General features: G+C 40.4%; 28 protein-coding genes. 25 read left to right on the top strand and 3 right to left on the bottom strand.

Annotation, left to right across the window (positions count from 1 at the left end; translation table 11 throughout):
• The first annotated feature begins 12 nt into the window (after positions 1-12).
• The 11 genes from AC3WJJ_RS10855 (at position 13) to AC3WJJ_RS10805 (ending at position 8,157) form a co-directional block, all read left to right on the top strand.
• Positions 13-804, top strand: a complete 792-nt coding sequence (locus tag AC3WJJ_RS10855) for a sugar phosphate isomerase/epimerase family protein (protein ID WP_492540454.1) — start codon at positions 13-15, stop codon at positions 802-804.
• 174 nt (positions 805-978) lie between these two features.
• Positions 979-2,088: a phosphotransferase gene (locus AC3WJJ_RS10850; protein WP_492540452.1), complete on the top strand. Its 1,110-nt coding sequence runs from the start codon at positions 979-981 to the stop codon at positions 2,086-2,088.
• 442 nt (positions 2,089-2,530) lie between these two features.
• Positions 2,531-2,944: an SMI1/KNR4 family protein gene (locus tag AC3WJJ_RS10845; RefSeq protein WP_492540450.1), complete on the top strand. Its 414-nt coding sequence runs from the start codon at positions 2,531-2,533 to the stop codon at positions 2,942-2,944.
• A gap of 148 nt (positions 2,945-3,092) precedes the next feature.
• On the top strand, positions 3,093-3,386 hold the full coding sequence (locus AC3WJJ_RS10840) for a hypothetical protein (protein ID WP_492540448.1): 294 nt from the start codon (positions 3,093-3,095) through the stop codon (positions 3,384-3,386).
• A 214-nt stretch (positions 3,387-3,600) separates the two neighbouring features.
• Positions 3,601-4,131 (top strand): GNAT family N-acetyltransferase, encoded by a 531-nt coding sequence (locus AC3WJJ_RS10835; protein WP_492540446.1) that lies wholly within the window; start codon positions 3,601-3,603, stop codon positions 4,129-4,131.
• A 138-nt stretch (positions 4,132-4,269) separates the two neighbouring features.
• The gene (locus tag AC3WJJ_RS10830; RefSeq protein ID WP_492540444.1) at positions 4,270-5,403 is read left to right on the top strand and encodes an aminopeptidase; all 1,134 of its coding nucleotides are present in this window, start codon (positions 4,270-4,272) and stop codon (positions 5,401-5,403) included.
• Between the two features lie 82 nt (positions 5,404-5,485).
• A complete protein-coding gene (locus tag AC3WJJ_RS10825) occupies positions 5,486-6,085 on the top strand; it encodes a methyltransferase domain-containing protein (RefSeq protein ID WP_492540442.1) in 600 nt (199 codons plus the stop codon).
• Positions 6,086-6,097: 12 nt separating this feature from the next.
• A complete protein-coding gene (locus AC3WJJ_RS10820) occupies positions 6,098-6,559 on the top strand; it encodes a DUF5662 family protein (protein WP_492542008.1) in 462 nt (153 codons plus the stop codon).
• The gene (locus AC3WJJ_RS10815) at positions 6,552-7,004 is read left to right on the top strand and encodes a YhfM domain-containing protein (protein ID WP_492540440.1); all 453 of its coding nucleotides are present in this window, start codon (positions 6,552-6,554) and stop codon (positions 7,002-7,004) included. The genes AC3WJJ_RS10820 and AC3WJJ_RS10815 overlap by 8 nt, the downstream gene beginning before the upstream one ends.
• Positions 7,005-7,514, top strand: coding sequence for an HXXEE domain-containing protein (locus tag AC3WJJ_RS10810; RefSeq protein WP_492540438.1), 510 nt, complete (start codon positions 7,005-7,007; stop codon positions 7,512-7,514).
• A gap of 58 nt (positions 7,515-7,572) precedes the next feature.
• Positions 7,573-8,157, top strand: a complete 585-nt coding sequence (locus tag AC3WJJ_RS10805) for a GNAT family N-acetyltransferase (protein WP_492540436.1) — start codon at positions 7,573-7,575, stop codon at positions 8,155-8,157.
• A gap of 16 nt (positions 8,158-8,173) precedes the next feature.
• Here the strand turns inward: AC3WJJ_RS10805 and AC3WJJ_RS10800 are convergent, their stop codons facing one another.
• Both AC3WJJ_RS10800 and AC3WJJ_RS10795 read right to left on the bottom strand, forming a co-directional pair.
• A complete protein-coding gene (locus tag AC3WJJ_RS10800) occupies positions 8,174-8,737 on the bottom strand; it encodes an anti sigma factor C-terminal domain-containing protein (protein WP_492540434.1) in 564 nt (187 codons plus the stop codon).
• Positions 8,738-8,753: 16 nt separating this feature from the next.
• On the bottom strand, positions 8,754-9,158 hold the full coding sequence (locus tag AC3WJJ_RS10795) for a hypothetical protein (protein WP_492540432.1): 405 nt from the start codon (positions 9,156-9,158) through the stop codon (positions 8,754-8,756).
• 221 nt (positions 9,159-9,379) lie between these two features.
• Here AC3WJJ_RS10795 and AC3WJJ_RS10790 point away from each other — a divergent pair, with 221 nt between their 5' ends.
• The 9 genes from AC3WJJ_RS10790 (at position 9,380) to AC3WJJ_RS10750 (ending at position 15,095) form a co-directional block, all read left to right on the top strand.
• A complete protein-coding gene (locus AC3WJJ_RS10790; protein WP_492540430.1) occupies positions 9,380-10,084 on the top strand; it encodes a metallophosphoesterase family protein in 705 nt (234 codons plus the stop codon).
• Positions 10,085-10,100: 16 nt separating this feature from the next.
• The gene (locus tag AC3WJJ_RS10785) at positions 10,101-10,511 is read left to right on the top strand and encodes an HIT family protein (RefSeq protein ID WP_492540429.1); all 411 of its coding nucleotides are present in this window, start codon (positions 10,101-10,103) and stop codon (positions 10,509-10,511) included.
• Between the two features lie 130 nt (positions 10,512-10,641).
• A complete protein-coding gene (locus AC3WJJ_RS10780) occupies positions 10,642-11,346 on the top strand; it encodes a TraX family protein (protein WP_492542006.1) in 705 nt (234 codons plus the stop codon).
• Between the two features lie 93 nt (positions 11,347-11,439).
• Positions 11,440-11,820, top strand: a complete 381-nt coding sequence (locus AC3WJJ_RS10775; protein WP_492540427.1) for a VOC family protein — start codon at positions 11,440-11,442, stop codon at positions 11,818-11,820.
• Positions 11,821-11,870: 50 nt separating this feature from the next.
• Positions 11,871-12,323 carry a GNAT family N-acetyltransferase gene (locus AC3WJJ_RS10770; protein WP_492540425.1) on the top strand — a complete coding sequence of 151 codons (453 nt, stop codon included), beginning with the start codon at positions 11,871-11,873 and terminating at the stop codon, positions 12,321-12,323.
• Positions 12,324-12,381: 58 nt separating this feature from the next.
• Positions 12,382-13,194, top strand: a complete 813-nt coding sequence (gene pheA, locus AC3WJJ_RS10765; protein ID WP_492540423.1) for a prephenate dehydratase — start codon at positions 12,382-12,384, stop codon at positions 13,192-13,194.
• Positions 13,178-13,765, top strand: coding sequence for a GrpB family protein (locus AC3WJJ_RS10760; protein ID WP_492540421.1), 588 nt, complete (start codon positions 13,178-13,180; stop codon positions 13,763-13,765). Before pheA ends, AC3WJJ_RS10760 begins: the two co-directional genes overlap by 17 nt.
• 28 nt (positions 13,766-13,793) lie before the next feature.
• Positions 13,794-14,411 (top strand): cyclase family protein, encoded by a 618-nt coding sequence (locus tag AC3WJJ_RS10755; protein WP_492542004.1) that lies wholly within the window; start codon positions 13,794-13,796, stop codon positions 14,409-14,411.
• 39 nt (positions 14,412-14,450) lie between these two features.
• Complete coding sequence (locus AC3WJJ_RS10750; protein ID WP_492540419.1) at positions 14,451-15,095, top strand: hypothetical protein; 645 nt, start codon at positions 14,451-14,453, stop codon at positions 15,093-15,095.
• A gap of 122 nt (positions 15,096-15,217) precedes the next feature.
• Here AC3WJJ_RS10750 and AC3WJJ_RS10745 read toward each other — a convergent pair whose 3' ends face one another.
• Entirely contained in the window at positions 15,218-15,730 is a 513-nt protein-coding gene (locus AC3WJJ_RS10745; RefSeq protein ID WP_492540417.1) for a hypothetical protein, read from the bottom strand.
• Between the two features lie 403 nt (positions 15,731-16,133).
• On the opposite strand from AC3WJJ_RS10745, the gene AC3WJJ_RS10740 reads away from it, so the two are divergent.
• From AC3WJJ_RS10740 to AC3WJJ_RS10720, 5 genes are all read left to right on the top strand, one after another.
• Complete coding sequence (locus tag AC3WJJ_RS10740; protein WP_492540415.1) at positions 16,134-18,347, top strand: dockerin type I domain-containing protein; 2,214 nt, start codon at positions 16,134-16,136, stop codon at positions 18,345-18,347.
• Positions 18,348-18,374: 27 nt separating this feature from the next.
• On the top strand, positions 18,375-20,327 hold the full coding sequence (locus AC3WJJ_RS10735) for an S-layer homology domain-containing protein (protein ID WP_492540413.1): 1,953 nt from the start codon (positions 18,375-18,377) through the stop codon (positions 20,325-20,327).
• A 12-nt stretch (positions 20,328-20,339) separates the two neighbouring features.
• Positions 20,340-21,527, top strand: coding sequence for a cohesin domain-containing protein (locus tag AC3WJJ_RS10730; RefSeq protein ID WP_492540411.1), 1,188 nt, complete (start codon positions 20,340-20,342; stop codon positions 21,525-21,527).
• A 48-nt stretch (positions 21,528-21,575) separates the two neighbouring features.
• A complete protein-coding gene (locus tag AC3WJJ_RS10725) occupies positions 21,576-24,275 on the top strand; it encodes a cohesin domain-containing protein (protein ID WP_492540409.1) in 2,700 nt (899 codons plus the stop codon).
• A gap of 176 nt (positions 24,276-24,451) precedes the next feature.
• Positions 24,452-26,020, top strand: a complete 1,569-nt coding sequence (locus tag AC3WJJ_RS10720; protein ID WP_492540407.1) for a CehA/McbA family metallohydrolase domain-containing protein — start codon at positions 24,452-24,454, stop codon at positions 26,018-26,020.
• Positions 26,021-26,103: the final 83 nt, after the last annotated feature.

Below are 26,103 nucleotides of genomic sequence, written 5' to 3'. Positions count from 1 at the left end.
GGGGAGTTCAACATGGAATTAAGGATGTTTAAGTCGTTATGGGGAATGGAGCAATATTCCTATAAGGAAAGCTTGGCAAAAATCGCAGCGGCAGGATACACAGGAGTTGAAGGTGGGATTCCGGTCGAGCATCATAAGGAATTTGCATCGCTGCTTGAGGAATATAATCTCGATTATATTGCTCTCATTAGCACATCGGGAAATCATGAAGAACATTTTAGTGCACAAGTTGCTGCTGCAGCAGCCTTGAAGCCGAAATTGATCATTTCTCACAGCGCGCGAGATTGTATGGAGTTTGAGCGTCAATTGCAATTTTTTGATCATGCGATTGAAGTCGAGAAACAGTATGGTATTCCAATCGGACATGAGACCCATCGGCACCGTGCCATGTTTACACCGTGGACGACGGCAAAACTTCTTAATGCGATCCCTGATTTAAAAATAACAGCTGATTTCAGCCACTGGTGCTGTGTCTGTGAATCGCTGCTAGAAGATCAAGCTGAGCATTTACAACTTGCCATAGATCGAACAATTCATATTCATGCCCGGGTAGGCTACGCGGAAGGCCCGCAAGTACCGCATCCTGGCGCTCCAGAGTATAGCCGTGAATTAGCGGCGCATGAGTCGTGGTGGGGGCAAATCTTGAAATCTCGAACGGAGCAAGGACATGCTTATACAACTGTTACACCTGAATTCGGACCACCAGGATACATGCACACACTACCCTATACGAATCAACCTGTCGCTGATTTGTGGGATGTGTGTTCGTGGATGTCGGATAGAATGAAGACAAAATTTATGTGAAATATGTTATGGCTTAGAGGAATGGGATGCTCGATGATCCCATTCCTTTTTTTTATTCCTAGAAGAGAAGGAACATTAGCGGAGTATGGAGCGTCTAACTTTTACAGTATCCTATAAAGTGGAGGTGTAAACATGTGAAAGCACCCTTCAATCAATGAGATAAAAAGGCTGAAGATGAAGTACGTAGACATATTTGATCAAGTTCAAGAACTCGTCAATGAATGGGACCCTGTAGGTTTGATAGGTGGAGGGGCACCTGATGACGAGTATGATTGTATTACTATCCAATTAATAGATCTATTAAAACAAGGCGCGACCCAAGAAAAGATCTATGAATATATCATTCATGAATTAGATGATCACTTTGGAATGGGAATTAAGGCTATTGATAACGAATATAAAGAGAGTTTTATTTATAAACAAACGAAGTTTAGTAAATTGTTATTGGAGTGGTATAAAAGATATGAGACTAGTAACGCTGTGCAGATAGACCATTCGCTCTATTTACCACAAATCATACTTAATGTTGTTGGGGAAATTACAAACATTACGCCCATAAATGAAGGAAGACACTATCAATCCGTACATAAGCTAGAGACTCATTCCGGAAAATACATAATTAAAATTAAAAGTAGAGAATACCCTGGGAGTTTGTTTGATGAAGTTGAGAGATTGAAGTGGATGCAGGGCAAAGTCCCTGTTCCTAAAGTGATTTGTTACGAAGAAGAACAGGGAAAAGAATACTTGTTAATGGCGTATATCGACGGATGTGCTGCCTCTAAGTATCAGCCAAAAGATGGAGAAAAAAGTATGGGCTTTATTTTAGGCGAGGCATTGAGAAAGCTACATGACGTAAAAATCGATGGTTGTCCCTTCAAACAATTCTCCCCCGATAATTTAATAGTGATGGTTAGAAAAAACATTGAAGAACGTATAGATGATGTAAATGAGGCAGTTCGCACTTCGTTTCCTGATCATACGCTTGAACAATTAATGGATTTTCTTGAAAGCAATAAAGCTACTAACGATCAATTGACTTTCACTCACGGTGACTACGGTTCTGGGAATGTCATGATTCATAATGGGGACCTTAATGCATTTATAGATGTTGGCGAAGCAGGAAGCTCGGATCCTTATTTGGATATTTACTATATGATCAAGAGTTTAACGGTCTATTCTGATAAACAAGAAGAAGTTTCAGAATTCATGAACGGGTATGGAAAAGATGTATTGGATAATTACAAAATGAAATTTCATCAGATCATTGATACATTGCTTTTGTGATGTGTGATAAGAAAGGAAAGTTATTTCATGGATACAAAACAATACTTTGAGGATCTTGAGGATATCAATAGAACAGAAGATGGCAAGACAAATAGATATCATTGATTATGTTAAATTCATTAATGATGTATTAGATAATCGACGAGATCAGGTAAAGAATGCTACGGAGAATCATGGAATGATATTTTATCTTTGGTTCGACCGTATGGCTAGTCAACTTAGGTTTAATTTAATATCTAATATTCATGAAGAATTACCTTTTCAATGTAAACTGGAGCTAATAGAAAATATAGAACCAATTATAGTGGAATTCTTGGAATCCTCTTTTCACATTGGATTACGCACCGAAGGTAATTCTAGAGAATCAAATGAAATGTTAAATGTATTAAAGGTCTATAAAACGGTTTTGTACAAATAGGTTAGTTATATGGAGGTCACACCATTGAAGGAATTGCGGAAGTTGATATTTACAAGAAAGCCTGGTCCTGAAGAAATAGATATAGCATGTACTGAAGAACAATTAGGAGCTAGATTTCCAGATAAGTTTCGAGAGCTTATCCAGTTAGTAAATCAGGCAGAAATTGATGAGTGGGTCATATACCCGATTATTGATAGTAAACGAGTAGCTAAGACTTGGGATGACATTGTTAGAAACAATAAGGAATCTAATTATAGTGGTTTAGAGGATCGAATGATATTTATCGCTGAAGATGGAACAGGGGATTTTTTGTGCTTCAAGGTAGGCCCTGAAGGAAAGATGGAAGAAACAATTTATTATCTCGATCATGAGACAGAAGAAGTCACCCCATTGTATGATGACATCGAACAAATGATAACGGATCTAATACAAGAATGATGCTATCCGCTATTGGTTGTTTTCATAATGGGACGATATCGTCTGTTCAGAGACTAGCGGATTCCCCTTGTTCTAAAAGTTGAGATTCAATATCTAGCAGAATTGATTGATACTAGCTGGATGACACGAGGAGTTGTATCAATTCACTATGGGCGATCACACAATTAGATGTACCAGTATAGGTGTTTATGAGCAGGCATTAACCCGAGGCAATGTATATGAAGTAATCGCTAAGGATGCGGGGAAATATAGGATTGTTGGAGATCATGGAAGAAGAGTCTGGGTACCACAGAACTATTTTTCCACGGATAACGGAACTATATTAATTATGCAGAGTTGGTGCTTTGATCATGATATTGAAACAGATTGCTTCGTAGAAGTGACATTGACATTCAACGACGGATCTAGGCGTTGGTGTATCTTAACCACACCTGATAAATAAATTAGTAGAACATTTTACGAGTAACAGTATCGACCCACCTGGAATACATATTAGACATTTAATTATAATGAAAACTCTAAACTGGGAAGATGTCGAAAATACGCTAAGACATTTAGATCATCAAGGCGAGCTTGAAGCTCTGACAATAGCTCTTAATGATGAAGAATGAAGTGCAAAACACAAGCATTGTTTTACAATAACAGGGAGTTACATAATGAATGTCGAATATAGAGAGCTATTGATTGAAGATTGTGAACGTCTCAATGATATGAATCCATCACAATACATAGGAAGAGCATGGCGAGAAGTGAATGGAGTACGCCAATTAGTCGAAATTAATTATCAAGATTCGGATTGGGCGAATGGCTACGAATATCATTTCAATAGTTTGCGAGCAACCATTACTTCTGGAGGTTATGCGGTAGGTGCATTTGATGATAACAATAAGTTAATAGGCTTCGCTACAGTAAACCGTGAGATGTTTGGTGAAGATTATCGTTACGTCTTATTAGAGCAATTATTTATATCATTAGAGCATCGAAATAAAGGAATCGGTAAAAAGCTGTTTCTCATCATCGCAGGCGTAGCAAGAGAATGGCAAGCAGACAAAATATATATCTGTGCTGGGTCTGCAGAAGAGACGGTTGCATTTTATTTTGCGATTGGTTGTAAAGAGTCGGTCGAAATAAATCGGAAGCTTTACGAAAATGATCCACGGGATTTTCAATTAGAGTTCCAGTTATGAGATGAGTAGTCGGGAAGGGAAATTCATATCTATCAAGATACGGACTTTCTCTAAAATCAACGACATATAACAACGTATTGATAATATATTCAACTAAAAATCATAATCTCAATACAAAAATTAGAATGGAGGCTTGTAATGAAGGATCCTAGAATGCAGACACTTGCTCGTAATGTTGTGCAATATTCACTAAGTATTAAGAAGGATGAGAAATTATTGATTGAAGTGGAAGGACATGAAAATCTTCTCGTAAAAGCAATAGTGGAAGAAACATATCTCGCAGGAGGTATTCCATTTGTAACTTTTATAGATAAGGAGATTCTTGCCCTTCAACTGAACCATTGTCCGCTAGATCAAATCGAATCTATGGCAAAGTATGATCAAGTGAAGATGAATGATATGAATGCTTACATTTTAATTAGAGCAGATGCTAATGTTAATGAATTAAATGAAGTGCCTAGAGAGAAGATGGACCTCTATTGGAAGAATTATTATCATGAAGTTCATGCACATCGATGGAGTGATACGAAGTGGTGTATATTGAGTTATCCCAACGCCTCTGCGGCTCAAAAAGCTAATATGTCTACAGATAAATTTGAGGACTATTACTTTAATGTTTGTAATTTAGATTATTCTAAACTTTCCACACAAATGGCAAAAATGGTTGAGTTACTAAAAAAGACAGACAAAGTAAGAATATTGGGACCCGGCTGTGATTTAACATTTTCCATTAAAGACATGCCTGCTGCAATGGATGCAGGTCATCAAAATCTACCGGATGGTGAAGTATACAGTATCCCTCAAAAACATTCACTTAATGGTTATATGTCATTCAATGCTCCGGTGAATTATCTGGGAACGACCTTTGAACAAGTAAAACTTACATTTAAGGATGGTAAAATTGTCGAGGCTTCAGCTAACGATAGCGATAAGCTCAACCAAATACTAAATTCAGATGAAGGAGCGCGATACATCGGGGAATTTGGTATTGGATTGAATCCATATATTTCACAGCCTATGAATGATATTTTATTCGATGAGAAAATATGGGGAAGTATTCATTTAGCTGTAGGAACAGCACCTATTCAATGTACTCATTCAAATCTCTCCTCAATACATTGGGACATTGTTTATATACAAAGGCCAGAGTACGGTGGAGGTCAATTGTGGTTTGATGATGTGCTTATTAGAGAAGATGGTTATTTTGTAATTGATGAACTTAAAGGATTGAATCCAGAGGTTTTTTTAGCGGATAAAAAGATGTTTAGATAACTAACGCTCGAGTCTAACAATGGCTGGGGCGTTTCGATTAAGAGGGCAAGAAGTTCAATTATGTATGTAGGAGATGATCGGCTTGAACGACCAACAGTTACTCCAATTTTATCTGAACATGCGTGAACCAGAAGCTTATCAATGGAATTTGTCGCCCAGAAGCTTGTATCTTGAGCTTGAGACGCGTGACTTTTTTTCTAGACATTTTGAAATACGGGATGGAATGAAGGCTTGTAATATCGGTATTGGAGTTGGGGAATGGGATGATTTTATTGGCTTTTGCTTGCATGGGTCTGGCGGCCAGCTGACGAGTGTCGATATCGATCAGCAGATTTGTGACACATTCAGATTCAGACAAGAGCGGGAGGGTCATACGAATCCTTCAACGGCAATGTGTAATGACTTTTTAACATGTGAGCTTCCGCAGGTGGAATATGATCTAGTCACAATGATCGGGTCGGCACTTCATGAGATCGGAGCATATACCCAAACTTTTGAGAAGATTAGTGAAATCATGAGACCAGGTGGTTATTTTATGTACATGGATTTTGATAAGTATCACAAGAAAGAAGAGCTACTTGCACTATTACCTAAAATTAATATGGAAATAGAACAGGTAGAAGAGTATAAGCGTTATTCAGGTATGAGCTTCTACTGTATGAAAATAAGAAGAACCGTCTAGGAGGAATTAACGATTCGAGCATACTGGCGATATTTCTTATATGTTGTGGACCACAAACTGAATGTGTGTATTGAATGCTGGAAGGAAGGTTTGTACCTCCAAGGAATTGTCCATGACTTCTCGAAGTTCTCACCTAAAGAGTTCGTCCCTTATGCTAGAAAGTTTTACTCTACCCGTAAAAGTGAAGAGAGTGAATTACAGTGGAAATATGCGTGGTTGAATCATCAACATAAGAATAAGCATCATTGGGAATATTGGGTGGTTAATCCAAACTCCAATGAAGTTCTGCCTATGCCTGAAAAGTATATCATTGAAATGGTGTGTGATTGGAGGTCTTTCTCTAGAAAATGGGGACGTCTAATCAAGGATCCGAATCACTTAACGAACAAAATGATGGCATCGAGTGGACTAATTCTGCATCCGAAAACCAGACAAAGACTTGAAGAGATAACGAATAGAATTAAAGATGAATGAAGGAGCTCGGCAGATGATGCCCAATAGAACAAGTTATTTGATCGTTTTCCTGCTAATCTCGGTGTTTTTTGTGGGATGTACTCAAACTAAGGAGGAGTCGGGAAATTCGATTATTTCCATAAGTCTAGAGTGTCTTCAGCCTGCTAAAAGTGAAAGTTGCAAGGATCAATTTTTTGATGACACACAATCCATTACATTGTTTGAAAATGCCATAAATCATGCTGTTAAAATGCCAGGTGAGCTGAACTATATTGCAGAATATGAAATGATGGTTACATACACGAACGATACAAAGTTGAAATATCATTTGTCTTTAGGGACAGATAGAACCATGAATGGCTTATTAGTGAACACATCAAATTCCGGTCAGGGATACGAAATCCCATTGGAATATGCCAATGAATTGAGAGAGCAGTTGGGGATTCAAGGGGGCTTAAAAGATTAGATGAGCACACAAACCCTGGTCTGGCTATTTATCGTGGTCTTTGTTCTACATGATTTAGAAGAAATTATATGGGTTGAGGCATGGATTAAGAAAAATAAATCTTATGTCATACATGCAGTACCTAAACGATTCAAGAAGCCGCTTAATAAGATGTTTCATATAACAAGTGGTCAATTCGCATTTGCTGTTTTGTTTGAATTTATTGTATTTATTCCCTTTACGTATATAGCAGCAGAGCACGAGAAGTATTTTGTCTTCTTATCCTTTAATTCACTATTCTTACTTCATGTATTCACACATCTAGGTCAATCTCTGTACTTAAAAATGTATACGCCAGGTGTAATCAGTGCAGTGATTTGCGTTCTCCCTTATACACTTTATATGTTTTATCGAGTGCTGAGTGAGGAGTTAGTATCCTGGAACGAGGTCCTACTCAGTATTCCTGTTGGGTTGTTGGTGGTACCGATCGTCTTACTTGGTCATGAACTTGGAAGGAAACTAGTTAAATAAAACGTTGTTCTGAAGTAGAAGTAGATTGAATCGAACTATATAGCTAAGGATGATCATAATGAACATAGAACTGCTATTTTCAGAAACACCTGTATTTGAGACAGAGCGGTTAATATTAAGACAACTAGACTTAAGCGACGCAGATGTATATTTTGAATTTGCTTCAGATCCTGTTGTATCTTTACATACCCTATGGGATCGCCATGAGACGATTGTTGATACCGAAAATTACTTGCAGAGCGTGGTGGATAATCACAAAGCGAGGAAGGCATTCCGCTGGGGAATTATTTATAAGCCGGATCAAAAATTGATCGGTAGAACAGGCTTCATTAGCTGGGATCTAAGACATAGCCATGCAGAGATCGGTTTTGCTATAGGAAGTGAGTACTGGAACAAGGGAATCATTACAGAGGCGACGGAAGAAATCATTCGTTATGGATTTGAGTGTTTAGGATTGAACCGAATCGAGGGAAGATGTAATTATAATAATACCGGATCGGCACGGATGATGGAGAAGCTCGGAATGAAACTTGAAGGAATATTACGTGAGCAATTAAAGATTAAAGGGACATTTATGAATCAAAAAATGTATTCGATCCTAAAGAGTGATTATGAAACAGATGACGATCATAGGGAACTTTAAGGGAGTGAATTCACCTTCACTCCCAGTTCCATACCTCAATAAGGCCCAAGCGAAAATCACGGAATTCCGGTTGTTCTTGCAGCTTTTCAAGCTCTCGTACAGGTCCTGTAACAGTCGCGCCGTATACTTGAACTCCATGTTTCTTCAAATAAGCGAGTCGCTTCTTATCTATATCAACACCGTTATATTTGATATGGGTGGTCATCCATTCCAAATCAGACATCATATACGATACATGCTCAGACATTGCGCCTTTGTCCTCAGGTGTGAAGTACATGGCCGAAGAAGAAAGTTGATTATTCTCGTCGAAATGAGTGAGTGGCCTTAAAGATAAATGAGGAACATAATAATCTGCCTCGCTTTTAGAAAAACTGGTGTTAAATTCTTTGAGTTCCCCTGCATATACGGGAAATTCAGTTACAAATACATCATAACTTGCGAGGTTTTCCATAAGCTGCTCTGGCGACTTTAATGTACTCACAGAGAAAGACAATCGGGCTACGTTTCCATCCGCAATCTTACCTAATTGCTTTAAACTGTGTTCTGGGCGTGGAGTGTCTTCCATCGGTTTATTAAACATGATCGTGTAAGGCAAGCTAAACGATGCCTGCCGCTGTGTATTCAGGGAGATCTACGATGGAATACGAAAATTGACCTGTTACGGTCCGTTCCGCTCGAATCTCACCAGTAACGACTTGCCATTTGCCAACATCTCGATATAGCTTTAAGGTGATTTTCTGAGTGATGAATGGTGTAACTTCGACAGTCGGGAATGGTCCTTTATCTACTCTCATACCATCCTCAAGAAGTTCCGCTACAGAAATAACCGATCGTATAAATTCCCCCTTCATCCCTGTATTATCTAAGTACATATTGATTGCGGCAATGTAGAGTGAATAAACCAAGAACAATAACACAGTGGCACCTGAAACGTTTGTAAGCACTCTTACGCCTGTTCTCCATCTTATGTCTGGGGCCCTCTCTTTTAAATCATCTTTCATTCTATGAATCCCCCTTCCGAGTGCAGTGTATCTCTGAGCGATCAATTCTCTCAATCTGTGTAACGCATTCTTCTCATCATAGACAACGGTTAGAATAGGAAAATGTTACGGTTTAATTTTATGAATATTGGAGAATGACGATAAACAATGTATTATCATGTAATAAATCTCATGTTCGTAAAAACTTGAAAGTATATTCGAGGCGACGAGGAGTTGTGGTCATGAAAAGAACACTTATGATAAGTGACATCCACGGTTGTATGAAGCAGTTCGATACATTACTTCAAGAGGTAGGGTATGATTCTTCTAAAGATCAACTTATTTTGCTTGGTGATTATGTGGACCGAGGTCCGCATAGTAAAGAAGTTGTGGATCGAGTGATAGACTTAGTAGAGAATCATCAAGCTATAGCTCTCCGTGGCAATCATGACCAAAGACTTGTCGATCTAATTCAGCTAAATAACGGAGAAATTCAGAAGAAATTCCTTGAACATGGCGGTAGAGAAACGCTTGAAAGCTACACTAATGAGGTGTTCCATCCGGATGCATTTGAACATGCTGTGGAACACATTCGTAGCGAGTATGGAAGAAATATTGAATTTCTAAAAAATCTACCTTTGTACTACGAGGATGAAGCACATATTTATGTTCATGCTGGGATTAATCCAAGTTATGTGAACTGGAAAGAACAGTCCGATCATGATTTTATGTATATTAAAGGGGAGTTTCATCGTGCCAAGCTAAATATGGAGAAAGTCATTGTATTCGGGCATACAAGGGCTATAGAACTTCATCAGATTTCAGATATTTGGTTTGGCGAGGGCAAGATCGGAATCGATGGTGGCTGTGCATATGGGATGCAGTTGAATGCTCTTATGTATCAAGATGGAACTTATTCAACACATTACGTGAAGCGTGAATCGTAAGAAGGGATGATCGTGGATGGAGTGTCTAGGTTGTAGGATTGTGAATCAATTAGTACCCGTGAATATGGTGTATGAAAACAGCCATGTCGTGTGTGTGCTAGATATAGCACCATTTAATGATGGACATGTATTAATCCTACCGAAAAAGCATTATGTGGATGTTGACGAGATCGATGAGGAGACAATGGCTGCGATTATGAATGCCTCTTCCATATTGTCTAAGCTATTGAAAAAAGTACTTCGACCGGATGGGATTACATTTTGTCAAAATGGCGGGATGTTCAATGACCTGACGCATTATCATATGCATGTCATTCCAAGATACAATGGAGATGGATTTAGTTGGTCTGAGCCGAAGGAAGAATTTAAGACGGGGAGAGATTTAACAGAAGTGAAATCGCTATTGGTTGAGCAGCTAGGATGCTAAGTATGTCTACCGATTATAGAAACCTGACAAAAATGTAAGTTTGGTGTAAGTAACGCTTATGGTACGATATGACGCTTTTTAGTATAGTGTTCAAAGATTATCGTATTCATAAGGAGGACTTGAATTTTTGATGAGGCTAACTGCTTTTCAATTAAAGGTTTTTGCAATGATCCTAATGGTTGTGGACCACGTGTACACATACATTCCTGGTATGCCGATGTGGATGCATCATCCCGGACGGATTGTTGCACCTATTTTCTTTTATTTTATAGTAGAAGGTTTTTTCTACACGCGTAGTCGTACTAAATATGCATCTCGTGTATTTATGTGGGCGGCGATTATGTTTGCTGGTTCAGCACTCATTCAATATGTATTCCCTAGGGATCTAGCGTTATCTAATAATATCTTCCTGTCTCTTGGTGTTGGTATTCTATTATTATGTGTAATGGATTATATAAAACGCACCAAAAAATATGTAATAGGCATACCAGCTGCCGTTGTTATTGCTGCATTAGGGCTTTTCACAGAAGCTTCTATTATTGGAATAGGTATGGTGCTCATCTTCTACTTCTTTAGAGAGAAAAAAGTTTGGCTCACGATCACCTATCTATTATTTTCATTAATAGAAGTCCCTTCGTTACTCGCTAGCGGAGAAGTTTTTACGGAAATGGGGCTATTCGGTTATAATAATCAGTGGATGATGGTATTTGCATTACCTTTCTTTTGGCTGTACAACGGAGAGCGGGGTTTAAATAACACATTCACGAAATATATGTTTTATATTTTTTATCCAGCGCACTTATGGATTATTTACGTTATTGGATACTTCATGTAATTTGAACAATAGAATATTCTAACACATACGACCCGGCCTGCATTTATGAAGGCTGGGTCTGTTGATTATAAGACGTTAGAGGAGGTTACACACTTGAATCAAGGATTCTCTCATTGTCTGCAAATATTCCCATCTCCTGATATTCACAAGACTGCTGATTATTATGGAAGTCTGGGATTTAGAGCTGTCTATTACCTGAACAGTACTGAGCCACATATATGTCTATATCGAGATTCAATTGAAATTGTGTTGACTCAATCCAAGCAAGATAAATACGTACCCAATCGTGAGATTCATGGGTATGGTTATGACGCTTATTTTGTTGCAGTACAGCAGAATGATTTAGAGCAGGAACTCGTTCATTTAGGTGTGAAAATTGTACGTCCCCTATCGACAACAGACTACAATAATAAAGAGTTTGTCTTTGAAGATGTGGATGGTCGTTGGATTGCGGTTGGGAATAAGGACACATAGAGATTGTGCATCTTGTAACAACGAAAAAAATGTATAGGAGGGCTTGATCGATGTCTGGTGCGATAACAAGGCTTATTCGTAATGATGAATTACCTAAACTGCTTGAACTGTATAAGTATTTGCATGAGGAAGATCCGGAATTGGAATTTAATCCGCAGCTGGATCAGCTTTGGAATGATATTTTGGCAGATCAATATATGAAAGTAATCGTAGTTGAGAATGAAGGTAAATTGGTAGCATCATGTGTACTTAATATCCTTAAGAATTTGACTCGGAATGCAAGACCTTACGGGCTGATCGAGAACGTAATTACGCACAGAGAACATAGAAAGCAAGGATATGGACATTTGTTAATCCAAAGTGCAATAGAACTAGCACAACAGCAAAATTGTTACAAGATCATGCTACTGACCGGGTCGAAGAAAGAAGAAGTGCATCGTTTTTATGAAACTCTAGGATTCAAGAGGGGGCTTAAGACAGGATATGTGCTCTCATTCGATTAAACACCTTCGATGCGTGAGATTCACAACTAACTCAAGTAAATAAAAAGGAGAATATATAATGAAAGTGGCTTGTCTCGGACCCAAGGGAACTTTCTCAGAAGAAGCAGCGACGCAATACTTTAATCCAGTTGAACTGGAATTAACAATGTACGATACGATTCCAGATGTGGTTGAGGCTATAGGAGAGTCCCATGTAGATAAAGCGATTGTTCCACTCGAGAACACTATTGAGGGAACGATAAATATGACGATTGATTCTTTATTGTCGTATGATTCGTTATCTATCGAAGGAGAGCTTAAACTACCGGTTTCTCTTCATCTGCTTGGTAATAGAAATGCAAGTACATCAGATATCAATGAAGTATGGTCGATCTCACCAATACTAACGCAATGTCGTAAATACATAAGACAACATAAGATAAAAAGCCTACAACATGATAGTTCAGCATCGTCTGCTACGTTATTAAAACAAAGTGGACGGATGGACGTCGCAGCGATTGGCTCACAATCCATAGCTAATCTATTGGATCTAGACATCTTGGATCGGAATATTCAAGATAATCCGGATAATGAAACTCGATTTATTGTTATCAGTAACGACAGACATAGGGATAAAGAGACTCATAAGACGATGTTTGTCATCACGCCAGTCCAAGAACAAGCTGGTGTTCTATCCTCTATACTCAATGTGTTTTCTGCGCTTGAAATCAACTTGTCATGGATTGAATCTCGTCCTACAGCGAGGAAATTGGGAACTTATCGATTTTTTCTCGAAGCGAATTCCAAGAGTAACGAGCAAACGATTGAGAAAGCCACTACGATCCTAGAGACCCTAGGACATGAAGTGAGGATCATTGGTAGATGGAATTAAAATCGGTATGATTCGTGCTCAAGAAGAACAGCAGGGAGGGATCATCATACATCCTGTGATAATTGAAGATTACAATGAGGATTGGCCGAAGCGGTTTAACGAGATAAAGTCTATTTTGCAATTCCCACTAGAGGGTTTAATACTGTCGATAGAGCATGTTGGAAGCACGTCCGTCCCAGTTCTTGCAGCCAAGCCAATCATCGACATTGATATTGTGGTTGAATCCATGACACTACTCCCAGATGTCATCCTTAGATTGGATGGATTAGGTTACTTTCACGAAGGGAATAGAGGCATTGAGAACAGAGAGGCGTTTAGGAGAAGAGACGATAATGTGCCCTACCGTATAGACACTAACGAGAAATTCAATCATCATCTGTATGTTTGCAGCAAAGATAGTCAGGCTTTAATGAATCATCTAACTTTCAGGGACGCTCTCCGGCATTGCCCAGACTTGGTAGTTCAGTATGGAGCGTTAAAGAGAGAACTGGCTGAGAAATACAGAAACGATCGTAAAGCTTATACAGAAGGCAAAACGGAGTTTGTTCATCGTGTGGTATACGAACGATAAGTTAATTAAGGAGGTTGATAAGCACGTGATGATCATCGATCTTACTCATACCATTCAAGATGGACTGCCTGTATTTCCGGGAGACGAAGAGACTACATTGCAGCATTCCAAGGTCTATCATAAGGATCATTATAACAATCATCAGCTAAGCATTAACATGCATGCAGGAACACATATTGATGGTCCTATGCATCTTACAGATTCGAGTGTGTATCTGAATGAAATTCCGCTTGAGACTTTTATTGGTGATGGATGTCTTCTGGATGTATCCGAACAGTCCGAGGTTATTTACAAAAGAGAATATGAGCAATTAATAAAGCCAAAGCAAATTGTAATTCTGTACACAGGGCACAGTAAGCACTTTGGTAAACCTATATATTTTACCGATTATCCTGTATTAACTTTGGAGTTTGCTGAATTGTTAGCTCGTAAGCAGGTTAAAATGATTGGTTTGGATACACCATCCCCTGATCAATATCCATTTGAAATACATAAATTTCTGTTTCACAACAATATTCTTATTGCTGAAAACTTGGCCAATGTGGAACAGCTGCTGAACAAGAAATCTTTTGAAATTATAGCATTACCACTATGCATCCAAGCGGATTCTTCTATTGCCCGGGTAATTGCCCGTGTGGAAGCTTGATTGAAAGCTGAAGAGATACTAGATAAGGAGATGAGTAGCATGCCTTGGCCCATGGTCCATTTTGCAGTAGCTGTACATACACAGATGGTTCAACGATCTCCTAGCTTTCTATTGGGCAGTATTGCTCCGGATGCGATCCATGTAAGAGAGCATGTGACAAGAGAAGATAAAGGTATGACTCATTTCGTATTCAACAATACGCTGCCAAGCGTGGAAGTGCTAAAGACTAAGTGTGTGGAGTATTTAAGGATGTATAGAGAACCAGAATGGGAAGCGTTTGTGCTAGGCTACTTTGCGCATATTTATACGGATCTTAGATGGATACAGACGATATATGCTGACTTTGAAATGAATTATCAAGGTGAAATGAAGAATATCAGGCGAACATACAATCAAGAGGTTAGTCAATTGGAGTTTGAAATACTGAGATCCAGAGATTGGGCAGATAGGGTCCTGTTTGAGCTGCAGACCGCAAGAGCTTATTCCATACAGCCATTAGTTACAGAAATTGAAGTTGCTCAATATAGAGACTTGAAATTGGAATGGTTACAAGATGTCACTAATGAACCAAAGATCCAACCGAGTTATTTTAAAGAAGATAGAGTGAACGACTTTATTATTAGAACAGCTAAGGAATTGAATGAAAGGTTTCAAGAATGGAATGAGAACGATTTGATGACCTAATTCTATGAACAAAAGCATAAATAGTGAACAGTTAAAAAGTATCAGTCTCCCGTATTGGAGAATGATACTTTTTTTAGTTGTACGCCTATAAAATTGCTAATAAGGCTCGTTATGGCGTGAAGTCAATTTGATCCACTTAGCGTATTTATCGTTTTTATAAATTCCTGCTGGTTGTCAACATCATATTGTTTAGGAAGTAAGTTTAGCATACGATTTACTGATTTTTTCAAGTGAGAGATTTCTTCATCTACTTGATAGCTCTTTATGGAGTAATTAGCTAACAATCGAGAGGTGATTTCATCAATCTCTGCTAGAGCAACCTCAATATATTGAGTATTCAGATTTGTTTCATTTAAAGAATTTCTAAACTCTGCGAACGAATTTATGGAACGTTTTAACCTTTCGTTTCCATTAACTAAGGAATTCATAATTTCGTTAGAAGCACTCTGTTGAGCAGCATCCTCAAGATATTTCTCATATATGCCTAGGCTACTTACAAAATTTCTATATGCTCCGGGATCACCCGTTGAATAAGACGTACGGATTTCAATAGATCTATTTACAAATAGAAAAATCAGTACAATATTTAAAAAAATGGATAAGAAAACAGTAATCTTTAAAGAAGTGTTCTTCATTAATTCATTCCAATCATTTTGAATTATTGTATAAACATTTTCTGGCAGCGAATGTTAGATTAACATATCTTGTTGTTTGAGGACAATAATGATTAGCAAATTAAGTTACACCAATTAATGGATATTAATCCCTAGACTGACAGCGAAATTGAATATATATGACATACATTTAACGCCCTTGATCAACAGACGGACTCCTTCCGTGTCCAAAAAAAGTCTGTAAATGCAAAATCGTTGACAGTTATTATTCGCCTCCACTAGTATATAGTCAGCCGCTAATTGAGGCACCATGAGGCGGGAATAAGAAAGATATTTTCATATAACAACCATTAAGGGAGCGTGAGAGATTAAAGGCAAGAGGATGGTAGAGTTACCAAATTTATGGGAGAGGGAAGATGACTTGATGTATTCATTATTTCGGAAATCGATGATCTTATGTCTGTCCGTACTGATTCCAATTTCCATGCTTATAGGCAATTCCGAGCGAGCAGAGGCAAGTAGTACTAAATTTGGACAACCTATTGATTTGGGATCGCCGATTCAGCAGATTAGTATTTTTGAGAGCACGTATAACAAGGTGAACGGACAGGATTATATGTATACAACAGTAAGCGGAACACCTGCTGTATTGAACGTAATCAACTTGAGTGATTATGAAATTGTAGCCACTTTACCACTAGAGGGAAGTGCACAAGCTTGGGTACATAGAGCGGATAAAAATGGAAGCGTTTACGTAGGCTCGACTTCTAACATTTTATACCGTTATGATAGCTCCACCGGAATGATTGAAAATCTAGGCACACCGATTCCAGGTGAAGGTGGTATCTGGTCCATGACGCTTGATGATGTAGGGAATGTCTACGGCGGAACTTTCCCAGGAGGGAAGGTGTTCAAATATGATGCTACCCTGAAGCAGTTTATTAATTTCGGAAGCGCGGTTGAAGGCCAGCAATATGTACGATCCCTGGCGTATCACAGCGGATCGATCTATGCAGGAACGGGTTCAACCGGACATTTAATAAAGATGAATCCGGAAACAGGTGATAAAGAAGAAATTCCACTGAAGCCGATTCCTGGCGTTAACGAGTACCCGTTTGTATATAATCTTGATGTAGCCGGAGACTACTTGTTCACCCATCTATCGGGCGGTGCGATTAAGCAGCTGCATGTCTATGACCTGGTCAATCAAGAGTGGCTAGATGTGGTTGTGGAAGGATTTGAAGGTGTGAAAGTGTCACCCGAAATGAACGGGAAAGTGTATTTTTTACAGAATAAACAGCTGGTTTCTTTTGACCTTGCCACACACGAGATAAGAGATACAGGTATTACACAGCAGATGACGATGAAGAACAGCGGTTGGATTGGGACAGACCCTCAGAATATGAAGCTTGCCAGTATTCAGTTCAATGGCATAGTTACGCTAATGCAGCCTGAGCAGGGCATTCGTGAAGAGTTGTTTCCAATCGTAGAAGGGCAAAGCGCACCTCTGCATGTGCTTGAGAAGGGTCCGGATGGGAATCTGTATATGAGTGCTTATCCGAGTGCGAACGCTGCTAAATACAATCCTGCTACGAAGTTCCGTGAGATGTTTACGATGAATCAAGCGGAGAGTATGGGGGCCTACGGAGATAAACTGTTTATCGGCATTTATCCCGGAGCGCAGATCCATGAGCTCACGCCAGGTCTTCCGATCAAACCGAATGAGAATCCGGCGTATAAATTCAGTATTGGCGAAGATCAGGACCGACCGTATGTGTTCGCAGCAGGGGATGATCAAGTATTCTTCGGTACAGTACCCTTATACGGCAAGCTCGGTGGTGCATTGGTAACTTATGAACCTGCTGACGACGCTGCAACCGTTAGCTATTCCGTTTATAGAAACGTGGTTCAAGATCAGAGTATTGTCGGCTTGGCATACCGAGATGGTAAGGTGTACGGATCTACCAGCATTCATGGTGGACTAGGAATACAACCTAAGGCAACGGAGGCTAAGATGTTTGTCTGGGATACGGAAACGAATAGCAAAGTAACCGAGTTCACGCCAAAACTATATTCTGCCAAGAAAAATCCGGTCATGATTAGCGGTTTAAGCTTCGGTCCTGACGGCTTGCTCTGGGCAGCGGCTGATGGCATTCTATTCGCAGTAAATCCAGATACCCTCGAAGTCGTGAAGGAAGCCTCGGTCTATCCAGAGGTTCAAGATTACGGGATGTGGAATCCCATACATCTGCGATGGGGACAAGATGGACTACTATATACGGATCTCCATGGACAAATAACAGTGCTTAATATTAACACGATGGAAGTCGTATATACCGGGCCTAAAGCGAGTTATATGGTATTGGGGGATGACGGTCACATTTATTATGCAGAGGGAACTCGTCTGAAAATGATTCCGGTGGATAGCAATGGCTCAGTTGATCCAGGCGGGCCAGGCACGCAGCCTTCAAGGGATGTGAACGGTGATGGGAAGGTTGATATCCTTGATGTAATAATGGTGGCTAAACAGTCAGGTAGTTCGGCAACAGAAGAATTGTCTAATCTGGATATGAGTGGGGATGGAATAATTAGTATGCATGATGTCGCGTTAATCGCATTCTCGATGATGGAGAAGTGATAGAAAGTTTGAGGAGAGGATAGATCAATGATGATGAAATGGATACGAATCACCTTACCTATGTTTATGCTATGTCTCGTCTTGTCCACTGTCACCCCAACCTCGGTATTTGCTGCAACTAATACAAAAAATGAAAGCGCTATCTCTTTAGGGGCTAACCAATTGTCGGTATCTAAAGGTGATGTAGTAAAAGTCAAAGTTTCAGTCCACCATGTTACTGATCTTTATGGTGTGCAGTTTAAGGTGAAGTATGATCCATCGAAGCTAACATTGAAGGAAGCCGTTCCGATTGGTGGATATAGCGATTTTGGCGGGAAGAAAATAACGGCCGATCAAGGAATTATACTGTTGCCGCTACTGCGTGAACAAGTAACTAATCAGTCAGAGGTGGCATTACTCGATGTGGCAGAGTTAAGCTTTGTAGCTCAAGGATCAGGAAATGCAGTTATTGAACTGAAGGAGATCAAGGCTGTATCTACAGAGTCTTTTACAAATGAAGCAGGTTTGAAAGATCTAAAGCCTATTTCACTAATGGATAAAGGTCCGCTGCGTATATCCATCCAGAGTTCAACGATTCCTGAGGTGCCTTCCAATCCAGATACACCCACATCTCCAACCGAACCTAGTATGCCTGGGACACCTAATATCTCGGTTGGAGATGTAAACAAGTCTCTTCAAGACATTGAACGTTTACTCAATGCTGATCAATGGAAAGAGACAATATCTGCGGTAAACAACCTACTAACGATGAATCTTTCTTCCTTCTCAAGTGAACAAAAGCGAAAATTGGAGGATTCCCTCCATAAGCTGCTTGAAGGCATTCAAACGAGTATAACCCCTGGGAATTCCTCTGACGAAGTTGCCAGAATGAATGATGAATCCTTGAAATTTGCAGTGAAGTCGATAACCGATCTTTTGGCCTTGTCCAAGAAGCATGGTCTATCAACGGAAGTGGATAAACTCATCCGATTCTCGGTTCCAGCACTCTCTGAAAAGGTGACATCACTACAGATGACGCCGGAACAAATATCGCTGTTAGAACAGAACGGAATGACGATGGAGCTGAATTGGACCGAGGGAAAAGTAAAGGTGTACCCAAAATCGCTTCCGAAGCAAGCAGCAGTAAGGTTAAGTCTATCTACCTCTACAGCTAAGGCTAATCCAATTGATAACGCACTACAGCAGCTTATTTCATATGATCTTTCCATTTCGACGATAAACGGGGCTGAGAATGTACCTATTACCCAAATGCCAGGAGCAATCGGACTTCTCCTTCCATTTAAAGCAGCGGAACAACAGCTTCACAAGCTGGGGGTATATGCGTGGGACGAGCAGTCAGGTAGTTGGAAATACATTCGGAATGCGAAGCAGCTGAATGGAATGTTTGAGTTTGATGTGATCAAGCCTGGGACCTATGCCGTTATGGAGTATTCCGTGAATTTTACAGACATTCAGAACTTGTATCAAGAGGCGAAACATGCAATTGAAGGTTTAACAGCAAAGCATCTTATGTTTGGGACAGGTCAGGATAAATTCTCACCTAACCAGGACATCACACGGGCTGAGTTTACATCACTCCTGGTAAGGGCGCTTGATCTTAAGAGTTCAACTCAGACGTCTAACGTATTCTCAGATGTAAAGCCTGGGGCCTGGTACGAAAGAGAAGTTCTTGCAGCTTGGGAAGCTGGAATTGTTAAAGGCAGTGGAGGCAAATTCGAACCCGATGCGAAGCTGACTAGGGAACAGATGGCTGTCATGATGATGAACGCAGTGAGTGCTGCTGGAAAGATGGAAGAAGCTAAAGCTCATAACAAATTCAGTGATGATGCTCAGATCAGTAGCTGGGCCAAGGACGACATTTATGCTGCTGTGGAAAAAGGACTTCTCAAAGGAAATACATCGAATCACTTTCTACCTAAGGCTCATGCTTCCCGCGTGGAAGCAGCAATCATTCTGCTTCGCTGGTTAGACCAACCATAAGGAGGGAGTCTATTGAGACATTGGCGACAAGGCATTGTATGGTTTACCGCTTTTATTCTCATGATGAGTTCAACGTTTACGTTCATGGAGGTAAGAAAAGTGGATGGCGCAGCTGGATTTCAGATCAAAGAAGTCAAGATTCCAAATGCAGGCTTTGAAGAAGAGGTTACGAATTCGGTTATCCCAGGATGGACCCCGCTATGGAAGCCTTATGAAGATGCATATTACGAGATTACGACAGATCGCGCATATTCAGGTAAGCAAAGTGTGAGGTTTAAAGATACTTCTACTACGAAAGGAGCGATTCTCCAAAGTGCTGCCCTTCCCGTTACACCGGGGATAGAGTATACCGCCTCTGCCATGATGTATCTTGAGGAACCGACCGTAGCGGCAACACTACTTCTTCGCTTCTACGATGAGAACAACAAGCAGGTTGGTACGGATTCGCTGTTCCATTATCGAACGCCTAAGAACGAGTGGTTCAAGGCTGAGATTAAAGGGCTGGCACCAGCAAACGCGAAGTATGCATCGGTATTTGCATCACTAAGTAACTTTTTTACGGCTGTAGCTTATTATGATGACTTCAAATTGACTTACGAACAGAAGGATATGAATGTAACCCTGCAAGCTCCGGCTACAACGACAAAAGGCACATCCGTAACTGTAAAGGTTGGAGTGAGTGATGCTGTTGACCTTTATGCAGCTGATCTGAATTTGATTTATGATCCTAACGTTTTAAAAGTAACTGGCGTTGTACTCGATCCAGAGTTTGAGGATGATCAGAAAGCATTTCTAACATGGAAAGCCAAGGATGGAAGGCTTCGAATCATTACTTCGCAGCTCCAGAACCAAGTTGTGAACGGTAATAAAGCGATCGCAAACATCACGTTTGAGGTGCTGGATCAGATAGGCAATACTACGCTAACGATCGAACAAGGTTCGATCCTAGCTCCTGCACATGCGCAGACAGATGATGAACTTGTTCATCTACTGAATGATGTCAAAGCTAGAATGACCATTTTGGATAGTATGGAAGACTTGAATCGTGATGGTGTCGTTAATCTAGTCGATTTATTGTTAATTGCGAAAAAGTTAGATGAAAAGCCGGCAGGCTCAATTCTACATTATGACTTGAATGGAGATGGATATATCGACGTTACGGATCTTGGTTTAGTGGCTCAAGTCGTATTGAAGAACTAGGATTCATATGCCCGTAGGCTACTACACCACAATATGAGGAGGTATACCATGCATATCAAGATGAAGAAATGGATGATTCTCTCATTTGCGCTCTTAATGATATCTTCCGTCACATTATCCATAACCCAACCCGTAGGCGCAGCTTCAGGAGAGATAGTTCGATTTAAGGGAAAGAGCTTCGGACAACCCGTTGATCTGGGTGTGCCCGTGTCTAGGGCTTCCGTTAGTGATGCTGTCATGGGTAAAGAGGATGGAAAAGATGTATTTTATACAACAGTCAACGGGGACACAGCTATTTTTAATATCGTGGACATTAAGGGTAATAAGTTAATTCGTTCATTTCCATTGACGGGAACACAGCAAAGCTGGAGACACACCATCGCACTAGATGGGACGGTTTATATCGGAGGGATTACAACTTCAGGTCAAAGTAAAGGGGATTTGTGGTCATACTCTCCTGTAACAAAAACAGTTCAGAATCTCGGAGAGCCCATTAAAGGTGAGAAATCAATCTGGACTTTGACGACGGATGAACATGGAAATGTGTATGGAGGTACGTTTCAGAGCGGTAAAGTGTTTAAGTATGATCCCATTAAGAAGAATTACCGGGATTATGGAAGTATGGTTCAAGGTCAGGAATATGTTCGATCTATCGCTTATTATGGGGGATACGTATATGCAGGAATAGGCACCAAGGGGGATGTCGTTCGTCTGGATGTCGAAACGGGACAGAAGCAAGTTATATCTGATGAGGTTCCTGCGATCCTGGGTGTAGATAAAGCTGCGGTTCCTTTTGCATATGACATGGCGATTGTGAATGATCTTTTGGTGGTGAAGTTTAGCGATTCGTTGATGACACTTCTATTCTATGATCTGAAGAATGAACAGTGGCTTCCTCATAAAGTAGGGAAAGAGATCGGAGGTGTTACAGGCGCTGGAGTCTTTTCATTTAATCAGTTGGTGACAAGGGATAACAAGTTATATATACCTGCCAACGGACATGTAACCGAGGTGAATCTGGATACCTTTGAAGCACGTATGACGTCGATCAAATATGGCACGTCATTCCGTGGAGCGGGGTGGGTGGAATCTGATGAAACGTCTGGTCTAGGGATATCTTTTGCTACGATGAAGGGGAATGGTGATTATAGTGTTTTTAATGTAGTCGACGAAACGATTGAAAATTTCTCTTCGGTCCTGAAAGGTCAGCCCAACCCGATTCATAATATCGAGAGGGGCACAGACGGAAAATTATACATGTCCGGTTATCCTGGAGGTGTTGGAGCACAGTTTGATCCCGTGACGCTTCAATATTCAACGTTTAGTTTGGAACAAGCCGAAGGTATGATTGCTTATGGTGATGATATGTACTTTGGTGTGTACCCGGGCGGACATGTGTATAAAGCAGATACGAAGAAATCCGTTTTATCAGCAGAGAAGGTATTTACGATTGGCGAGCATCAAGACCGGCCTTACATTATGAAGACGATGGAAGATAAGATTATGATCGGAACGATTCCGGATTATGGTCAGCTCGGCGGAGCGCTTACGATTTATGATCCAGCTACGGGGCAGTATGAAGTATTCAGGGACATTGTCAAAAATCAAAGCATAGTAGGTCTCGCTTATAAAGATGGTCTGATCTATGGTTCAACCACCGTTCATGGTGGATTAGGGATATCTGCATCCGAACGTTCGGCCAAAATGTTCGTGTGGGACGTAGCGAGCAAGAAGAAGATAAAGGAATTTACGTTAGACATTCCGGGTTTAAGCAACCCACCAATGATCAGTGGATTAACCGTAGGACCCGATGGCAACATATGGGGCGGGGTCGATGGGATTGTGTTCAAGCTAAATGCTAAAACCTACGACATTATGGATTATAAAAATATTTATCCCGATATTAAAAGCTACGGCATGTGGCGTCCATACCATTCCTACTGGAGCAAAGATGGTTTGTTGTATATGGACCTTGCTGATCGAATCACGATCATAGATCCTAAAACGCTGGACCATGTACGTCTAGTAGAGGATAGTGTAGAAGTAAAATTCATGAACATTGCAAAAGATGCAAACGGACGGGAAAATATCTACTATGCAGATGCATCCAGTATGGGAAATCTCATGATGATCCCCATTGCCGATGCTAAGTACGAGGAGGCAGGTCAGTTAAAGCTCACTGCACCGACTTCGGTTGCTCCTGGGCAAAGCTTGTCATTAATCCTTCAGATGGAACAAGCTTCTGAATTGTATGGATATAAAGCCAAAATTCAGTTTGATCGAGATGTATGGGAAGTTGTTGATGTAGATCTAGGAGATAACTGGAGGGATGGATACTTAACCTGGTCTATTGAAGACGATCTAATGACGATCGTAGGGACCCAAATGAAAGATAACAGCATTACGGGGAATGCTGAACTCGTCGAAATCACGTTAAAGGCTGTCGGAGCAGAGGGGGATTCTGTAATTACGTTATTGAAGGGAGCGGAAACCATCCGTATGGATGGGGATGAAACTGGACATATGGATAAACTTCTGCAGGATAAACCTGTGACGATTACGATTGGCTTACCGAAACTGCCCGAAGATTTCAACGGTGATAACAAGGTCGATGTACTAGATCTCATGATCATTTCCAAACAGGTTGGAGTACCACTTGAGTCCGGGAACCGTCATATGGATTTGAACGGGGATGGAATGATCGATGTGACAGACATGGGGCTTGTCGGACTTAAGATGATGGAATAACACAATGACTTTACGGTGTGTGCCGAGTATCTGTCGGTGCGCACTTTTTTTTATTTGCTATAGTCCTGATTGAATCAATCATTACATAAACAACGATTTGCGATAACACTGTCTTAATACATAGGTATTAGAGTTAATATTACTGACGATTTATAATACAGCGGAGGTGCCGTAATATGCTATCAAAAAAGAAGACAATCATGGTTTTGGCGCTCAGTTTATCCATCTTCTCACAGGGGCTAGACGTGCATGCAAAAGAAAATGTAAAGCCGAACGAAGCTGGAAAATGGTTAACTGGAGAGTATCATGCTCATACCTATCAATCCGACGATGCACAGCAATCACTTCAAGAACTGATGTATAACGGATTTAAAAAGTACGATATGGATTGGATCGCAGTTTCCGATCATTTGAGAGTATCATCAAAGGACGATGAGGGGAACACAATTACTGGCGGGCCCATTCCATTCTCAAAGGGGATGGCTGAGTTTCAGTTTCCTAAACTAAAAGAACTGGAGCAATCCGCTACATATAAGAACAAAATTATGTTCGCAGGGTTTGAATGGGATATGCCTACATATGAGCACGTCGGAGTTGGTATTATCGGGGATAAGGCAGGTTCATCCAAAAGTCTGAAGGCAGTAGAGCAGTTTGAATACTTGTTTACTGATCGTGACATAACCATGTTCAATCCACTGGATATAGCTACATGGAATGCAGCAGATCAAAGAGCGTATTCCACGAAGGAAGATGCTCGAAAGGCACTGGCCTGGCTCCAGAGAAATTATAAAAATACGAGTTATGCACTGTTGAATCACCCTTCTAGAAAACAAGTGTACACTATCTCTGATATTCGTGACTTTAACAATATTGCACCGAACGTGGTATTTGGTATGGAAGGTATGCCAGGAAATCAAATGGAGCCTGATCGGGGTGGATTGAATCTCGATTCAGCTGAGAATCGGACCTATGGTGGGGCAGACTACATGATCGCAAAAGTTGGTGGCGTGTGGGACGCATTGCTCGGGGAAGGTCGCCGATTCTGGAATTTTGCCAATTCGGATTCTCATTTCGAAATTAGTGATAACCGTCTGTACTCAAGCGGGTATTGGCCAGGACAATATTCCAAGAACTATACATGGGTAAAGGGGAACGATATGCAATCGGTACTTGATGGTATGCGTTCAGGCAAATCGTTCTCCGTGTTCGGAGATCTTGTGAATAAGCTGGACTTCCAGGTCCATCATGGTAAAGATATCGAAGATATGGGCGGAGAGCTTCAATTGAAAAAAGGGAAGCCCATTGAAATTACAATCCGTTTCAAAAGCCCTAAGAAGAATAACAATGGGGATGCGGTTCAGGTCAATCATATTGACTTGATCGCGGGTGATGTAACGGATAAAGCGAAACCAGGTACAGCTGCGTACAGCAAAGACACGAACGATTCGACCAAAGTGATTAAGCGTTTCACGAGCAAGGATTGGAAGACCGATAAGGACGGTTACAACGTTATCAAATATAGAATGAAGGTTACTAAAGACCAGTACTTCCGTCTAAGAGGTACAAACCTTGGTGTTAATGTTGAAGGTGAAACAAGAAATGGGAATCCGCTTATGGATGTGAAGACGGATATTGAAGACAACGAAACCCGTTTCGCGGAAATTAACAAACGCAATTATAATGATCTTTGGTTCTACTCGAACCCTATTTTTGTTAAGGTGACTCCGGATAAAAAGAGTAACTAATACTGTATATATGCACTAGGAAAGAGAGACCTTCCATTATGGACGGGTCTCTTTTATTTTCACAGAGGTAATGTCAATTCCTC

The sequence above is a fragment of the Paenibacillus sp. FW507-14B1B genome, from assembly GCF_058781425.1.
This window is presented reverse-complemented; position numbering and strand designations above follow the sequence as displayed.

What these genes read in the sequence shown, in the direction of transcription:
- AC3WJJ_RS10800 (WP_492540434.1), bottom strand. Translation starts at nt 8,737, where the DNA reads ATGTTTAATAAACCGATGGAAGACACTCCACGCCCAGAACACAGTTTA.
- AC3WJJ_RS10855 (WP_492540454.1), top strand. Translation starts at nt 13, where the DNA reads ATGGAATTAAGGATGTTTAAGTCGTTATGGGGAATGGAGCAATATTCC.
- AC3WJJ_RS10835 (WP_492540446.1), top strand. Translation starts at nt 3,601, where the DNA reads ATGAATGTCGAATATAGAGAGCTATTGATTGAAGATTGTGAACGTCTC.
- AC3WJJ_RS10785 (WP_492540429.1), top strand. Translation starts at nt 10,101, where the DNA reads ATGGAGTGTCTAGGTTGTAGGATTGTGAATCAATTAGTACCCGTGAAT.
- AC3WJJ_RS10780 (WP_492542006.1), top strand. Translation starts at nt 10,642, where the DNA reads ATGAGGCTAACTGCTTTTCAATTAAAGGTTTTTGCAATGATCCTAATG.
- AC3WJJ_RS10770 (WP_492540425.1), top strand. Translation starts at nt 11,871, where the DNA reads ATGTCTGGTGCGATAACAAGGCTTATTCGTAATGATGAATTACCTAAA.
- AC3WJJ_RS10830 (WP_492540444.1), top strand. Translation starts at nt 4,270, where the DNA reads ATGAAGGATCCTAGAATGCAGACACTTGCTCGTAATGTTGTGCAATAT.
- pheA (WP_492540423.1), top strand. Translation starts at nt 12,382, where the DNA reads ATGAAAGTGGCTTGTCTCGGACCCAAGGGAACTTTCTCAGAAGAAGCA.
- AC3WJJ_RS10850 (WP_492540452.1), top strand. Translation starts at nt 979, where the DNA reads ATGAAGTACGTAGACATATTTGATCAAGTTCAAGAACTCGTCAATGAA.
- AC3WJJ_RS10745 (WP_492540417.1), bottom strand. Translation starts at nt 15,730, where the DNA reads ATGAAGAACACTTCTTTAAAGATTACTGTTTTCTTATCCATTTTTTTA.
- AC3WJJ_RS10755 (WP_492542004.1), top strand. Translation starts at nt 13,794, where the DNA reads ATGATCATCGATCTTACTCATACCATTCAAGATGGACTGCCTGTATTT.
- AC3WJJ_RS10790 (WP_492540430.1), top strand. Translation starts at nt 9,380, where the DNA reads ATGAAAAGAACACTTATGATAAGTGACATCCACGGTTGTATGAAGCAG.
- AC3WJJ_RS10795 (WP_492540432.1), bottom strand. Translation starts at nt 9,158, where the DNA reads ATGAAAGATGATTTAAAAGAGAGGGCCCCAGACATAAGATGGAGAACA.
- AC3WJJ_RS10810 (WP_492540438.1), top strand. Translation starts at nt 7,005, where the DNA reads ATGAGCACACAAACCCTGGTCTGGCTATTTATCGTGGTCTTTGTTCTA.
- AC3WJJ_RS10840 (WP_492540448.1), top strand. Translation starts at nt 3,093, where the DNA reads ATGGGCGATCACACAATTAGATGTACCAGTATAGGTGTTTATGAGCAG.
- AC3WJJ_RS10805 (WP_492540436.1), top strand. Translation starts at nt 7,573, where the DNA reads ATGAACATAGAACTGCTATTTTCAGAAACACCTGTATTTGAGACAGAG.
- AC3WJJ_RS10725 (WP_492540409.1), top strand. Translation starts at nt 21,576, where the DNA reads ATGCATATCAAGATGAAGAAATGGATGATTCTCTCATTTGCGCTCTTA.
- AC3WJJ_RS10750 (WP_492540419.1), top strand. Translation starts at nt 14,451, where the DNA reads ATGCCTTGGCCCATGGTCCATTTTGCAGTAGCTGTACATACACAGATG.
- AC3WJJ_RS10735 (WP_492540413.1), top strand. Translation starts at nt 18,375, where the DNA reads ATGATGATGAAATGGATACGAATCACCTTACCTATGTTTATGCTATGT.
- AC3WJJ_RS10720 (WP_492540407.1), top strand. Translation starts at nt 24,452, where the DNA reads ATGCTATCAAAAAAGAAGACAATCATGGTTTTGGCGCTCAGTTTATCC.
- AC3WJJ_RS10740 (WP_492540415.1), top strand. Translation starts at nt 16,134, where the DNA reads ATGTATTCATTATTTCGGAAATCGATGATCTTATGTCTGTCCGTACTG.
- AC3WJJ_RS10815 (WP_492540440.1), top strand. Translation starts at nt 6,552, where the DNA reads ATGAATGAAGGAGCTCGGCAGATGATGCCCAATAGAACAAGTTATTTG.